We start from the raw sequence: 12,743 nt of genomic DNA, 5'->3' as shown, positions 1-12,743 counted from the left end.
TCATCGACGCCGTCACCGCCTACCGGGCCGGCCTCGACGTCGCCGAGGCCGTCGAGCGGACACCGCCGAGCGCCTCGCACCCGTCGACCACGGGGAAGGTGCCGACCGATGCCGCCCGCGACCGGTCATGGATCGCCGCCGTCCGCGCTCGGCTTCCCGAGCGGCCGGGCGGCCGGGGCAGACCAGCGGCATCGTCTTCGACCGCGACGGCAACGAGCACCGCCTCGTCAGCGGCATCGAAGACGTGTCCGAGCGGGCAAGGCTGATCTTGCACAACTCGGACAGCTTCACCCCTACAGCGATGCGGGGCCGCCGTCGATGGTTACCCATGTCGAGACCAAGTACGCCACCATGATGCGCGAGAGCGGGCAGACCTACGGCGTGATCGTGCTCAACAACGCGGTGTGCAACCTGAAAACGGGGTGCGGCGCGTCGGCGCGCGCCATCCTGCCCCGCGGCTCCACCCTCGTCATCTGGGAGCCCGGAGCCACGTCGCCCGTCGAGATCCACGGAGAGGCCAGGCCATGACAGCGATCGACACCACGACCGTGATCACGGTCGTGTTCCACCACATCTTCCGCTACGCGAGCACGCCCGGTGAGGTTGAGGCGCTGGTCGGTGAGATCGTCGAGGCGCCGCCGCAGGTGACGTGCGAGGTCTACGTGTGGGACCGGCCGTGCGTGTCGTTCCGCGAGCCGACCGGCCCGGCCTTCCCGGACGGGCGCCTGCGGGTCACCAGCGAACCCGGTCTCGGGTGGGGTGCCCTGAACTACGTCCACCGCACCCGGGAGGACGGCGCGCTGGTCGACTCCTTCAACCCTGCTGCGGACGACACCACGCCGGTCGTGCCATTCGACGACGAGGGCGGCATCGACTTCCCCCGCTCGGCGTCGCTGCCGCTGGACCAGGTGCGCGAGGCCGTCGCCGAGTACGCCCGGACGGGGGCGCGGCCGACGTGTGTGCAGTGGCAGCCCGGCTACTGGTACTAGACCAGCGGAACGACGAACGCGCCCCGTGCCGCTGATCGAGGCGGTCGGTGCCCGGCTCTGCGTCGACGGCATCCGGACCGAGGAGCAGGCGGCGCGCTGGCGCGAGCTGGGCTGCGCGGTCGGGGCGGGCGAGCTGTTCAGCCGCCCGGTGCACGCCTTCGACGTGCCGGACCTGCTCGGCAGGATGCCCGTCGAACCGGGCTGATGGCTCGCGGGCGGCACCGGCCGGTGGTGGGTCCACTTCGGACGGACGAACGGCCCCGCCGGGGTGGCGGGGCCGTTCGTCGTCAGCGGATCAGCGGCGGCCGTAGACCGGCTGGGTCTGCGGGTTGAACTCCTCGAAGCGGACCTTCTTGGCCGGGTTGGTCCGGTGGTCCCGGATGTCCAGCACGTCCAGTCCTTCCTGGATGCCGCTGGAGTAGATGTAGCCGTTGTAGTAGTACGCCGACCACGAACCGGCGAGCTGCAAAGAGCCCTCGTCGAAGGTCGTGCGGTCGAAGAAGCCGATCTCGTGCGGGTTGTCGGAGTCGGTGAAGTCCCACACCGACACGCCGCCCTGGTACCAGGCCTGGACCATGATGTCGCGGCCCTCGACGGGGATCAGCGAACCGTTGTGCGCCACGCAGTTCTCGGTGTCGGCCTGGTGGCGGGGGATCTTGTAGTAGGAGCGGAACTCCAGCTTCGCGTCCGCGCCGCTGCCGACGATGTCGTAGACGCCGTTGGCGCCGCGCTGCGGGCCGGTCTCGGCGTTGCAGGTCGCCGCCGCGCCGCCGCCGAGCTCGTCGGTGAACACGACCTTGCTGCCGTCGTTGTTGAAGGTGGCGCTGTGCCAGAACGCGAAGTTCTCGTCGTCGCGGACCTGGTTGATCACCCGCGGCGCGGTCCGGTCGCTGATGTCGAACAGCACGCCGTCACCCATGCAGGCACCGGCGGCGAGGTCCTTCTCCGGGAACACCGTGATGTCGTGGCAGCCGGAGGTCTGGCTGACCGTGGGCGTGCCCGGGTTCCCGCCGTCCGGGAACAGCACCGGCGCGTCGACCAGCACCGGGTTCGCCGGGTCGGCCAGCGGCACCTCGACGATCGAGATCTTGTCGTGCGGCGGCTGGCACTTCGGGAACTTCTCGCTCGGCCCGTAGGACGAGATGTAGAGGTACACCGACTCGCCGGCCTTGTCCGGCACCAGCGTGTGGGTGTGCGAACCGCAGGCGGTGGGGATGGAGGAGACGTAGCGCGGCTTCGCCGGGTCGCTGACGTCGAAGACCTTCATGCCCTCCCAGCCGTTCGGATCGGCCGAGTCGGTCGCCTCGCTGGTGCAGGTGTCGTTGCTGCGCGGGTAGTCGGTGGAGACGAACAGCAGGTCGCCCGAGATGGACACGTCGCCCTGACCGCCGGGGCACAGCACCTGGCTGACGATCCGCGGCTTCTTCGGGTGCTTGATGTCGTAGACGACGAAGCCGTCGTAGTTGCCGACGAACGCGTGGTCGCCCTGGAAGGCGATGTCGGTGCCCACCGCGTCGACGGTGTCGAACGGCGCCTGCTTCGGCAGGTGCGCGACCTGCTCGATGTTGTCACTGCTGATCACGTCGCGGGAGGCCGATGCCTGCGCGGACACCGGCTGGTTCGCGGCGACCTCCGGTCCGTCGCTCGGCGGGGTCGCCGCCGACGGCGTGGCCAGGGCCATGCCCAGCACGAGCGGTGCGATCCCGATCAGGACCCCTGCCGCCCGCCTGCTCTTGGAACTCGGATTCAACGACACCCACCCCACATTCGCCCGGTTCAGCGCTTCCCGGTGTCGGGGCGAGCGCGAACAGCGGTACCCACGTACCACCGCCGATCAGTATCCTGTCCCGCGTTCGTGGGCCCAATCGGCTGGTTGGGCGCTTTTCCCGGTCGCGAGGAGTATCCGATGCCCCTTCGATCCGCGCTCGGCACCGCCGCGCTGGCGCTCGCCCTCACCGGCTGCGCCGCCGCGGAGCCCGAACCGCAGCCCGCCCCGGTCGTGCTGCCCGGGGCGCCCGGTGACCGGCCGGAGGTCGTCACCGGCGCGGAGGTGCCCGCCCGGACCGAGCCGCGCCCGGTCGCGGTGGAGGCCGACTACCTGCGGGACATGATCGCCCACCACGGCCAGGCGTTGGAGATGACCGCGCTGGCCCCGGAACGCGCCGCGCACCCGCAGGTCCGGGCCCTGGCCGAACGCATCGGTGGGGCCCAGGGCCCGGAGATCGACGCGATGCGGGGCTGGCTCGCGACCCACTCCCTCCCGGAGCACCCCACCGGCGAAACCCACGGCCACGGCCACGAAGGCCACGGCCACACCGCCATGCCGGGCATGGCCACCCCAGAGCAGCTCGCCGCGCTGGCCGCCGCGCACGGCGCCGAGTTCGACCGCCTGTTCCTGGACCTGATGATCACCCACCACGAAGGCGCCGTGACGATGGCGACCGACCTGCTCGCCGAGGGGCGCGATCCCCAGGTGCACGCGATGGCCCAGGACGTCCTGGTCACCCAGCACGACGAGATCGCCACCATGCAACGCCTCCGCCGCGAGCTGCCCTGACCCCCCACCCGTCCCACGATGTGAACTGAGTGAGGGGCGCCCTGTACCAAGTGACGGGGGACAGGGTGCCCCTCACTCGGCTCACGAACAGGTGTCCCCTGGCCTGGCGTCGCTAGGTCGGGTGCCCCTGCTCGGGAGCGGGACGCCGGTCTCTTCGCCGGTGGCGCGTCAGGTGTCGAGGGCTGCTCGGACGATGTCGAGGGCCTGGTCGCGGTCGAGGCCGAGGTCGCGGGCGGTGCGGGCGTAGGCCGCTGCCGCCTCGGCCGCGCGGGCGCGGCTGCGGTCGCCGGTGGCGGCGACGAAGGTCCCCGCCCGGCCCCGGGTCTCGATCAGCCCGGCGCGCTCCAGCTCCCGGTAGGCCTTGGCCGCGGTGTTCGCGGCGATGCCGAGGTCGGCGGCCAGCGCCCGGACGGTGGGCAGCTTGGCGCCCACCGGCAGCGCGCCGTCGTTGATCTGCCCGGCGATGCCGGACCGTACCTGCTCGAACGGCGCCACGTCCGAGTCCGGGTCGACGCTGAGTCGCATGGTCACCCCTGGCGGAAGGCGTCGAGGAGCTGCTCGGCGGCCAGGCTCGCGGTGAGCTCGCCCGCGCGGACCCGCTCCTCGACGTCGTCGACGATGCCGCGCACCCGGGGGTGGCCGGTGAGTTCGGACATCAGTTGATCACGGACCAGCGCCCAGGTCCACTCGACCCGCTGGCGGCTGCGCTTGGCCGCCAGCTCGCCCGCCTCGTCCAGCGTCGCGCGGTGCTGCCCGACCTGCTCCCACACCGAGTCCAACCCGTCGCCGGTCATCCCGCTGCACGTCAGCACCGGTGGCCGCCAGGCGGCGCTGACCGGGGTGAGCAGCCGCAGCGCACCGCGCAGCTCGCGGGCCGCCTTGCGGGCCTCGTCCCGGTGCGCACCGTCGGCCTTGTTCACGGCGATGATGTCGGCCAGCTCCAGCACGCCCTTCTTGATGCCCTGGAGCTGATCGCCGGTGCGGGCCAGGGTCAGCAGCAGGAAGCAGTCGACCATGCCCGCCACGGTCACCTCGGACTGCCCGACGCCGACGGTCTCCACCAGCACCACGTCGAACCCCGCGGCCTCCATCAGCACGATCGTCTCGCGGGTCGCGCGGGCCACCCCGCCGAGCGTGCCCGCCGACGGGGACGGCCGGACGAAGGCGCCCGGGTCGGACGCCAGCGCGCCCATCCGGGTCTTGTCGCCGAGGATGCTGCCGCCGCTGCGGGTCGAGGACGGGTCGACGGCCAGCACCGCCACCCGATGCCCGGCGGCGGTGAGCGTGGTGCCCAGCGCCTCGATGAACGTCGACTTGCCCACCCCGGGCACCCCGGTGATGCCCACCCGGTGCGCGCCTCCGCTGCGCGGCAGCAGCTCGACCAGGAGTTCGCGGGCCAGCGCCCGGTGGTCGGCGCGGGTCGACTCCACCAGGGTGATCGCCCGCGCCAGCGTGGTGCGGGACCCGGCGAGCACGCCGTCGGCGTACTGCCGGACGTCGGGGATGCGGCCCATGCGGTCCTCAGCCGTCCAGCCGCTCGCGCAGCTCCGCCAGCAGGCCGAGCGCGGCGTCGGCGATGACGGTGCCGGGCGGGAAGATCGCGCTGGCCCCGGCGTCGCGGAGCGCGTCGTGATCGGCCGGGGGGATGACCCCGCCGACGACGACCATGATGTCCTCGCGGTCCACCGCGCGCAGCTCCTCGCGGAGCGCGGGCACCAGGGTCAGGTGCCCGGCGGCGAGGCTGGACACCCCGACCACGTGCACGTCGGATTCGGCGGCCTGCCGGGCGACCTCGGCGGGGGTCTGGAACAGCGGCCCCACGTCGACGTCGAAGCCGAGGTCGGCGAAGGCGGTGGCGATCACCTTCTGCCCGCGGTCGTGGCCGTCCTGGCCCATCTTGGCGACCAGCAGGCGCGGTCGGCGGCCCTCGGCCTCGGCGAACTCCGCCACCTCGGCGCGGGCGCGGTCCAGCGAGTCGGAGGCGCCGGCTTCCTCCCGGTACACCCCGGTGATCGTACGGATCTGCCCGGAGTGGCGGCCGAAGACCTTCTCCAGCGCGTCGGAGATCTCCCCGACGGTGGCCTTCGCCCGCGCCGCGTCCACGGCCAGGGTCAGCAGGTTGTGCGCCAGGTCGTCGGGCCGCTCGTCGGACAGCGCTGCCTCGGCGGCGCCGGTGAGCCTGCGCAGCGCGTCCTCGCACGCCTGGGGGTCGCGTTCGGCGCGCAACCGGCGGAGCTTGTCGAGCTGCTGGGCGCGGACGTCGGCGTTGTCGACCTTGAGCACCTCCAGGTCCTCGTCGCCGTCGAACCGGTACTTGTTGACGCCGATGAGCGGCTGGCGGCCGGAGTCGATGCGCGCCTGGGTGCGGGCGGCGGCCTCCTCGATGCGCAGCTTCGGGATGCCCGCGTCGATGGCCTGCGCCATGCCGCCCGCGTCCTCCACCTCGGTGAGGTGGGCCCAGGCGCGCTCGGCGAGGTCCTGGGTGAGGCGCTCCAGGTAGTAGCTGCCGCCCCACGGATCGATCACCCGGGTGGTCCCGGACTCCTGCTGGAGCACGAGCTGGGTGTTGCGGGCGATGCGCGCGGAGAAGTCGGTGGGCAGGGCGAGCGCTTCGTCGAGGGCGTTGGTGTGCAACGACTGGGTGTGGCCCTGGGTGGCGGCCATCGCTTCGACGCAGGTGCGCACCACGTTGTTGTAGACGTCCTGGGCGGTCAGCGACCAGCCGGAGGTCTGCGAGTGGGTGCGCAGCGACAGCGACTTCGGGTTCTCCGGCCCGAAGGTCTTGACCAGCTTGGCCCACAGCAACCGCGCGGCCCGCAGCTTGGCGACCTCCATCGCGAAGTTCATGCCGATGCCCCAGAAGAACGACAGCCGGGGCGCGAACGAGTCGATGTCCAGCCCGGCCTGCCGACCCGCGCGCAGGTACTCCACCCCGTCGGCCAGCGTGTACGCCAGCTCCAGGTCGGCGGTGGCCCCCGCCTCCTGGATGTGGTAGCCGGAGATGGAGATCGAGTTGAACTTCGGCATCCGCTGCGAGGTGTAGGCGAAGATGTCGGAGATGATCCGCATCGACGGCTGCGGCGGGTAGATGTAGGTGTTGCGGACCATGAACTCCTTGAGGATGTCGTTCTGGATGGTCCCGGCCAGCTTCTCCGGCGCCACCCCCTGCTCCTCGGCCGCCACGATGAACAGCGCCATCACCGGCAGCACCGCGCCGTTCATGGTCATCGACACGCTCATCCGGTCCAGCGGGATGCCGTCGAAGAGCTGCCGCATGTCCAGGATCGAGTCGATCGCCACCCCGGCCATGCCGACGTCGCCGCCCACCCTCGGGTGGTCGGAGTCGTAACCGCGGTGGGTGGCCAGGTCGAAGGCCACCGACAGGCCCTTCTGCCCGGCGGCCAGGTTGCGCCGGTAGAAGGCGTTGGACTCCTCGGCGGTGGAGAACCCGGCGTACTGGCGGATGGTCCAGGGCTGGTTGACGTACATCGTCGGGTACGGCCCGCGCAGGAACGGCGGCAGCCCCGGGTAGGTGCGCAGGAAATCCAGGCCCTCGACGTCCGCGGCGGTGTAGAGCGGCTTGATCCCGATGCCCTCGGGGGCCTCCCAGGTCAGCGCGTCGGCCTCCTTGCCGGTGGCGGCCAGCAGCGCCTCGTGCCACCGGCCGGAGCCCTCCGGCGCGTCGGCGACCGGGTCCAGCGGAACCTCGGCGAAGTTCGGGATCCGCGTCATGCTCCCACTCCCAACCGGCGCTGCACCTCGTCGAGGACGGCCAGCGCGTCGCATCCGGCGAAGACGAACCCGTCGACGCCCTCGGGCGGCGGGTCACCCGGCCGACCCGCCAGCAGCACGTGCTCGGCGCCCGCCGCGCGCAGCGCCCGGGCGGTCTCCTCGGCGCGTTCGGCGTAGAGGGCGTCGCTGCCGCACAGGCACACCACCGGCGTCCCGGGGTAGGCGGCGACCACCTCGTCGGCGGTGCCGGTGGGTCCCGCCTCGGTCGCGCCCACCCCGCCGGCGGCGAGCAGGTTGCGGGTGAAGGAGGCGCGCGCGGTGTGCGCGGCCAGCGGGCCCAGGGTGGCCAGGAAGACCGACGGCCGACCGCCCGGGTGGGCGTCGGCGGCGTCCCGGAGCCGTTCGAACGGCTCGGCGTAGCGGTGCCGGGGCAGGCCGCCGGTGGGCCGCGCCGGGGCGGCGGCGCGCGGCAGCCGGGGTTCGTCGAGGTCCGGGAACTCGCTGACGCCGGTGAGCGGGTCGGTGCGGTGCGCCACGGCGCTGTACCGCCGCTGCCAGGTGGCGTCGAGCCGGTCGGCGACCAGCCCCGAGCCCAGGGCGGCGGGCAGGCCACCGGCGGCCTCGATCTCCTGGAACCACCGCCACCCGGCGCGGGCCAGCTCGTCGGTCAGCGATTCCACGTACCAGGACCCGCCCGCCGGGTCGATCACCTGCGCCAGGTGCGACTCCTCCAGCAGCAGCGACTGGGTGTTGCGCGCGACGCGCCGGGCCGTGGTGTCCGGCAGCCCGAGCGCGGCGTCGAAGGGCAGCGCGGTGACCGCCTGGGCGCCGCCGACCCCGGCGGCGAAAGCGGCGATCGTCGTGCGCAGCATGTTCACCCACGGGTCGCGCCGGGCGAGCATGGCCTCCGAGGTCACCGCGTGCTGCACCTGCCCGCGGGCTCCCTCCGGGACGCCGCAGGTCCGGGTCACCTGCTCCCAGAGCCGCCGGGCGGCGCGCAGCTTGGCGATGGTGAGGAACTGGTCGGCGGTCGCGGCGAAGCGGAACTCCAGCTGCCCGGCCGCGGCCGCCACGTCCAGCCCCGCCTCGGTCAGCCAGCGCAGGTAGGTCGTCCCCGCGGCCAGCGCGCACCCGAGCTCCTGGGCGTCCGAGCCCCCGGCATCGTGGAACGGCAGGCCGTCGGCGACCAGCGCCCGCAGCCCGGGCTCGGTGCAGCGCGCGGCCAGCGCGGTGGCGGCCTCGCGGTCGCCCGCGGTCCCGGTCCTGGCCTGCTCGCCGAGCGGATCGGCGCCGAGGGTGGCGCGCAGCGCGCCGGTCGGCACCCCCTGCTCGGCGGCCGCGGCCAGCAGCGCCTCGGCGGCGCGGGTGGTGTCGGGGCCCGCGTCGAGCACCACGCTGATCATGTCCAGGTGGACGCCGTGCAGCACGTCGGCGAGGTCGTCCGCGGCCAGCCCGCCGGGGCCGAGCCGCAGCCACAGCGAGGACACCCCGCCGTCGAGGTCGGCGAGGACCTCGCGGTGGGTCTCGGCGGGGTCGGGGTGCGCGTGCAGCTGCCGGACCTCCCAGCCCGCGGTGGCGCCCTCCGGGCGGCTGCCGCGCACGAACGGCGCCAGCCCCGGAAGACCCGAGCCCGCCGGAGCGCTGGTGTAGAGCGGGTGGATCGGGATGCCGTCGTAGGTCGTGGAGTCCAGCACGTCCTCCGGCGCACCGGCGTGCTCGTCGTCGAGGAGCCCCGACCGCCGCAGCACCTTCGCGACCTGCTCCTGCCACTGCTCGCGGGAGGGGTCCGGGAATTCCGCGGCCAGCGCCAGGTCCGGGCCGCCGCCGCTCGACGTCGAGTGCGCCACCATGAGCACTGATGGTAAGCGGGCGGAGTCGGGGCGGAACCGGTCCACGCTGTGAGCCATGTCGCAGGGGTGCCTAGGGGGCACAGCCACCAGCAGCGGCGCGGCCGCGCCCACCATCAGGCAAGAGCGAACGGCAGCATCGCCAGTCTCTCGCCAGCGTCACCACCGTCAGGCAAGCGGCGAAGCCGCTTCCGCCTTGCCCCACCCAAGCAACTTGCACCGCCGCGGGTTCTCAGCGGTCTTCTCGCGAGGACGCCCTGACGCTGTGTACGTGTTCGGTACATGAGGAAGGGCGCCCGGAGTGAGAAGGCCGCTGAGGTTCCGCCACCCGCACCGCCACGCACAAGGACCACCACATCTCAAGACCGATCTTGGCCTAGGAGTTGGTATACCCATCCTCCGCCTGCGGTGTAGTGCAGTTCGTAGTGCGTCTCGATCTTCGGGCCGTCGTGCAGGTGGATGTGCCGGAGCAGTCGTCCCGCGACGGCGTCGGTCTCCCGGAGGGACTGCTCCCGCCCGTCCAGCGGTCCCCCCACGAAGCGCACGCGATGGTTCGGCATCGCTCACCTCCCGGTGCTGGTCGTGGTCCCGGTGTTCGCCGGCGCGCCGCCACCGGACGCGCGGGGGTTTTCCGGCCATGAAGTGTAGAGGTTCGGAAAGCCGCTCGACAGTGCGGAAATCGGCTTGCCGAATGAGCGGTGCCGTGCTTTCGTGTCCGCTCTCGGCGGCGGATTGTGCCGATTCCCGAGCGGCTCCGCAAAAGCGCGAACGGCTTTCCGCCGCACGCCGGGGAGCAGCGCGAACACCCGCTGCCGGGGTCGCTCCGGCGGAATGCGCGAACGCGGTGCCGTGATCCGTTTCCGGATGATTTCCGATCGCCCGGTGCTTCCGGTCGTGCGGGCCCGCGGAATGGTGCCCATTCGCGGTCGGGAGGGGCCGCGCGGAATTCCGGTTCCGCCGGGCGCGAACCGCGCGTGGCCCTGGCCACCCCGGGTGGTCGGTGGCGGAGCTGACCGGGGACGATCGGGGGCACGATGAACCTCACCGAGCAGCTCCCGCCCACCGACCCCACTTCCGGCAGCGCCGATCCGGACGCGCTGCTGGAGGCCTTCACCGCCTGGACCGCCGAGCAGGGCATCGCGCTCTACCCGGCGCAGGAGGAGGCGCTGATGGAGGTCGTCACCGGCGCGAACGTCGTCCTCAGCACCCCGACCGGGTCCGGCAAGAGCCTGGTCGCGGCGGGGGCGCACTTCACCGCGCTGGCCTCGGGCGGTCGCAGCTTCTACACGGCGCCGATCAAGGCGCTGGTCTCGGAGAAGTTCTTCTCGCTGGTCGACGTCTTCGGCGCCGACAACGTCGGCATGATGACGGGGGACAGCAGCGTCAACGCCGACGCGCCGATCATCTGCTGCACCGCGGAGATCCTGGCCAACATCGCGCTGCGCGACGGGGCGGACGCCGACGTCGACCAGGTCGTGATGGACGAGTTCCACTTCTACGCCGAGCCGGACCGGGGCTGGGCGTGGCAGGTCCCGCTGCTGGAGCTGCCGAAGGCGCAGTTCGTGCTCATGTCGGCCACGCTGGGCGACGTCAGCGGCTTCCAGGAGGACCTGACCCGGCGCACCGGCCGCGCCACGGCGGTGGTCACCTCCGCCGAGCGGCCGATCCCGCTGAGCTTCCGCTACGCCAAGACCGCGCTGCACGAGACCATCGAGGAGCTGCTGGGCGGGCAGCAGGCACCGGTCTACGTCGTGCACTTCAGCCAGGCCGCCGCGCTGGAGCAGGCCCAGTCCCTGATGAGCGCCAAGGTCGCCTCCCGGGAGCAGCGCGACCGGATCGCCGAGGCGATCGGCGACTTCCGGTTCACCGCCGGGTTCGGCAAGACGCTGTCCCGGCTGGTGCGGCACGGCATCGGGGTGCACCACGCGGGGATGCTGCCGAAGTACCGACGGCTGGTCGAGCAGCTCGCGCAGGCCGGGCTGCTCAAGGTCATCTGCGGCACCGACACCCTCGGCGTGGGCATCAACGTGCCGATCCGCACGGTGGTGCTCACCGGGCTGACCAAGTACGACGGCGTGCGCACCCGGCACCTCAAGGCCCGCGAGTTCCACCAGATCGCCGGGCGCGCCGGGCGCGCGGGCTACGACACCGCCGGGTTCGTCGTGGTGCAGGCCCCCGAGCACGAGATCGAGAACGAGAAGGCGCTGGCCAAGGCCGCGGAGGACCCCAAGAAGAAGCGCAAGGTGGTCCGCAAGAAGCCGCCCGAGGGCACCGTGTCCTGGAGCGAGAAGACCTTCGAGAAGCTGGTCGAGGCCCAGCCGGAGCAGCTGACGTCGAGCTTCAAGGTCAGCCACTCGATGCTGCTCAACGTGATCAACCGGCCCGGTGACGCGTTCGCGGCGATGAAGCACCTGCTCACCGACAACCACGAGGACCGGCCCGCGCAGCGCAGGCACATCCTGCGCGCCATCGCGATCTACCGGGCGCTGCTGGCCGCCGACGTGGTGGAACGGCTCGACGAACCCGACGAGCAGGGCAGGCGGGTGCGGCTCACCGTGGACCTGCAGTTCGACTTCGCGCTGAACCAGCCGCTGTCGCCGTTCGCGCTGGCCGCCATCGAGGTGCTCGACGTCGACTCCCCGGACTACCCCCTGGACCTGCTGTCGGTGATCGAGTCGACGCTCGACGACCCGCGCCAGGTGCTGTCCCAGCAGCAGTTCAAGGCCCGCGGCGAGGCCGTCGCGCGGATGAAGGCCGACGGCATCGAGTACGACGAGCGGATGGAGCTGCTGGAGGAGGTCACCCACCCCAAGCCGCTCGCCGAGCTCCTCGAAGCCGCCTACGAGACCTACCGCAAGGGCCACCCGTGGGTCGCGGAGCACGAGCTGTCGCCGAAGTCGGTGGCCCGCGACATGTACGAGCGGGCGATGAACTTCGTCGAGTTCGTCAACCACTACGGCCTGGCCCGCTCCGAGGGCTTGGTGCTGCGCTACCTCGCCGACGTCTACAAGGCGCTGCGGCACACGGTGCCCGACGACGCCAAGACCGAGGAGCTCACCGACATCATCGAGTGGCTGGGCGAGCTGGTCCGCCAGGTCGACTCCAGCCTGCTCGACGAGTGGGAGAAGCTGCGCAACCCGGACCTCGACGGCGAGTCCGTCGCGGTGGCGCCGCCGTCGGCGCCCGCCGGGGTGACCGCGAACCGGCGCGCGTTCCGGGTGCAGGTGCGCAACGCGCTGTTCCGGCGGGTCGAGCTGGCGGCGCGGCGCGACTACGCGGAACTCGGCGCCCTGGACGCCGATTCCGGGTGGGGCGCCGAGGAGTGGGCCGACGCGCTGGAGGAGTACTTCGACGAGCACGACGAGATCGGCACCGGCGCCGACGCCCGGGGCCCGGCGCTGCTGATGATCACCGAGGAGCCGGGGCGCTGGGTGGTCCGGCAGATCTTCGACGACCCCGCCGGGGACCACGACTGGGGCATCAGCGCCGTGGTCGACCTGGCGGAGTCCGACGAGATCGGCGCGGCGGCGCTGGAGATCACCTCCGTCGACCAGCTCTGAGCCCGCTCCGCGCGGGCATCGGTGCAGGTGAGAGCTTCGACCGGTGCGGTTCCCGAGC

The 12,743-nt window shown here is 72.4% G+C and carries 11 protein-coding genes; 5 read left to right on the top strand and 6 right to left on the bottom strand.

Annotation, left to right across the window (positions count from 1 at the left end; genetic code table 11):
* The first annotated feature begins 108 nt into the window (after window positions 1-108).
* Genes ACQP0T_RS20375 through ACQP0T_RS20365 form a run of 3 tightly spaced genes read left to right on the top strand, consistent with a single transcriptional unit; the run spans window position 109 to window position 1,194 of the window.
* Entirely contained in the window at window positions 109-528 is a 420-nt protein-coding gene (locus tag ACQP0T_RS20375) for a DddA-like double-stranded DNA deaminase toxin (protein ID WP_433869516.1), read from the top strand.
* The gene (locus tag ACQP0T_RS20370) at window positions 525-989 is read left to right on the top strand and encodes an Imm1 family immunity protein (RefSeq protein WP_433869515.1); all 465 of its coding nucleotides are present in this window, start codon (window positions 525-527) and stop codon (window positions 987-989) included. The genes ACQP0T_RS20375 and ACQP0T_RS20370 overlap by 4 nt, the downstream gene beginning before the upstream one ends.
* Window positions 990-1,014: 25 nt before the next feature.
* Entirely contained in the window at window positions 1,015-1,194 is a 180-nt protein-coding gene (locus ACQP0T_RS20365) for a hypothetical protein (RefSeq protein WP_433869514.1), read from the top strand.
* Window positions 1,195-1,284: 90 nt separating this feature from the next.
* On the opposite strand, the gene ACQP0T_RS20360 is transcribed toward ACQP0T_RS20365, so the two are convergent.
* Window positions 1,285-2,739, bottom strand: coding sequence for an LVIVD repeat-containing protein (locus tag ACQP0T_RS20360; protein WP_433869513.1), 1,455 nt, complete (start codon window positions 2,737-2,739; stop codon window positions 1,285-1,287).
* Window positions 2,740-2,895: 156 nt separating this feature from the next.
* Between ACQP0T_RS20360 and ACQP0T_RS20355 the strand changes: the two genes are divergently transcribed.
* Window positions 2,896-3,546, top strand: coding sequence for a DUF305 domain-containing protein (locus ACQP0T_RS20355; protein WP_433869512.1), 651 nt, complete (start codon window positions 2,896-2,898; stop codon window positions 3,544-3,546).
* 168 nt (window positions 3,547-3,714) lie between these two features.
* Here the strand turns inward: ACQP0T_RS20355 and ACQP0T_RS20350 are convergent, their stop codons facing one another.
* From ACQP0T_RS20350 to ACQP0T_RS20330, 5 genes are all read right to left on the bottom strand, one after another.
* Window positions 3,715-4,071: a GntR family transcriptional regulator gene (locus tag ACQP0T_RS20350; RefSeq protein ID WP_433869511.1), complete on the bottom strand. Its 357-nt coding sequence runs from the start codon at window positions 4,069-4,071 to the stop codon at window positions 3,715-3,717.
* A 2-nt stretch (window positions 4,072-4,073) separates the two neighbouring features.
* On the bottom strand, window positions 4,074-5,060 hold the full coding sequence (gene meaB / locus ACQP0T_RS20345) for a methylmalonyl Co-A mutase-associated GTPase MeaB (RefSeq protein ID WP_433869510.1): 987 nt from the start codon (window positions 5,058-5,060) through the stop codon (window positions 4,074-4,076).
* A 7-nt stretch (window positions 5,061-5,067) separates the two neighbouring features.
* The gene (scpA, locus tag ACQP0T_RS20340) at window positions 5,068-7,278 is read right to left on the bottom strand and encodes a methylmalonyl-CoA mutase (RefSeq protein WP_433869509.1); all 2,211 of its coding nucleotides are present in this window, start codon (window positions 7,276-7,278) and stop codon (window positions 5,068-5,070) included.
* Window positions 7,275-9,128 carry a methylmalonyl-CoA mutase family protein gene (locus ACQP0T_RS20335; RefSeq protein ID WP_433869508.1) on the bottom strand — a complete coding sequence of 618 codons (1,854 nt, stop codon included), beginning with the start codon at window positions 9,126-9,128 and terminating at the stop codon, window positions 7,275-7,277. The genes scpA and ACQP0T_RS20335 overlap by 4 nt, the downstream gene beginning before the upstream one ends.
* Window positions 9,129-9,484: 356 nt before the next feature.
* Window positions 9,485-9,685 (bottom strand): hypothetical protein, encoded by a 201-nt coding sequence (locus ACQP0T_RS20330; RefSeq protein WP_433869507.1) that lies wholly within the window; start codon window positions 9,683-9,685, stop codon window positions 9,485-9,487.
* A gap of 474 nt (window positions 9,686-10,159) precedes the next feature.
* On the opposite strand from ACQP0T_RS20330, the gene ACQP0T_RS20325 reads away from it, so the two are divergent.
* Window positions 10,160-12,685, top strand: a complete 2,526-nt coding sequence (locus ACQP0T_RS20325; RefSeq protein ID WP_433869506.1) for a DEAD/DEAH box helicase — start codon at window positions 10,160-10,162, stop codon at window positions 12,683-12,685.
* Window positions 12,686-12,743: the final 58 nt, after the last annotated feature.

The organism is Saccharopolyspora sp. CA-218241 (genome assembly GCF_050954615.1).
Taxonomy (GTDB): domain Bacteria; phylum Actinomycetota; class Actinomycetes; order Mycobacteriales; family Pseudonocardiaceae; genus Saccharopolyspora; species Saccharopolyspora cebuensis.
Note: the sequence above shows the minus strand (reverse complement) of the source record. Positions and strands in the feature narration are given on the sequence as shown.

Coding starts and splice junctions, on each gene's coding strand:
- ACQP0T_RS20375 (WP_433869516.1), top strand. CDS start 109: ATGCCGCCCGCGACCGGTCATGGATCGCCGCCGTCCGCGCTCGGCTTC.
- meaB (WP_433869510.1), bottom strand. CDS start 5,060: ATGGGCCGCATCCCCGACGTCCGGCAGTACGCCGACGGCGTGCTCGCC.
- scpA (WP_433869509.1), bottom strand. CDS start 7,278: ATGACGCGGATCCCGAACTTCGCCGAGGTTCCGCTGGACCCGGTCGCC.
- ACQP0T_RS20335 (WP_433869508.1), bottom strand. CDS start 9,128: ATGGTGGCGCACTCGACGTCGAGCGGCGGCGGCCCGGACCTGGCGCTG.
- ACQP0T_RS20370 (WP_433869515.1), top strand. CDS start 525: ATGACAGCGATCGACACCACGACCGTGATCACGGTCGTGTTCCACCAC.
- ACQP0T_RS20325 (WP_433869506.1), top strand. CDS start 10,160: ATGAACCTCACCGAGCAGCTCCCGCCCACCGACCCCACTTCCGGCAGC.
- ACQP0T_RS20355 (WP_433869512.1), top strand. CDS start 2,896: ATGCCCCTTCGATCCGCGCTCGGCACCGCCGCGCTGGCGCTCGCCCTC.
- ACQP0T_RS20330 (WP_433869507.1), bottom strand. CDS start 9,685: ATGCCGAACCATCGCGTGCGCTTCGTGGGGGGACCGCTGGACGGGCGG.
- ACQP0T_RS20350 (WP_433869511.1), bottom strand. CDS start 4,071: ATGCGACTCAGCGTCGACCCGGACTCGGACGTGGCGCCGTTCGAGCAG.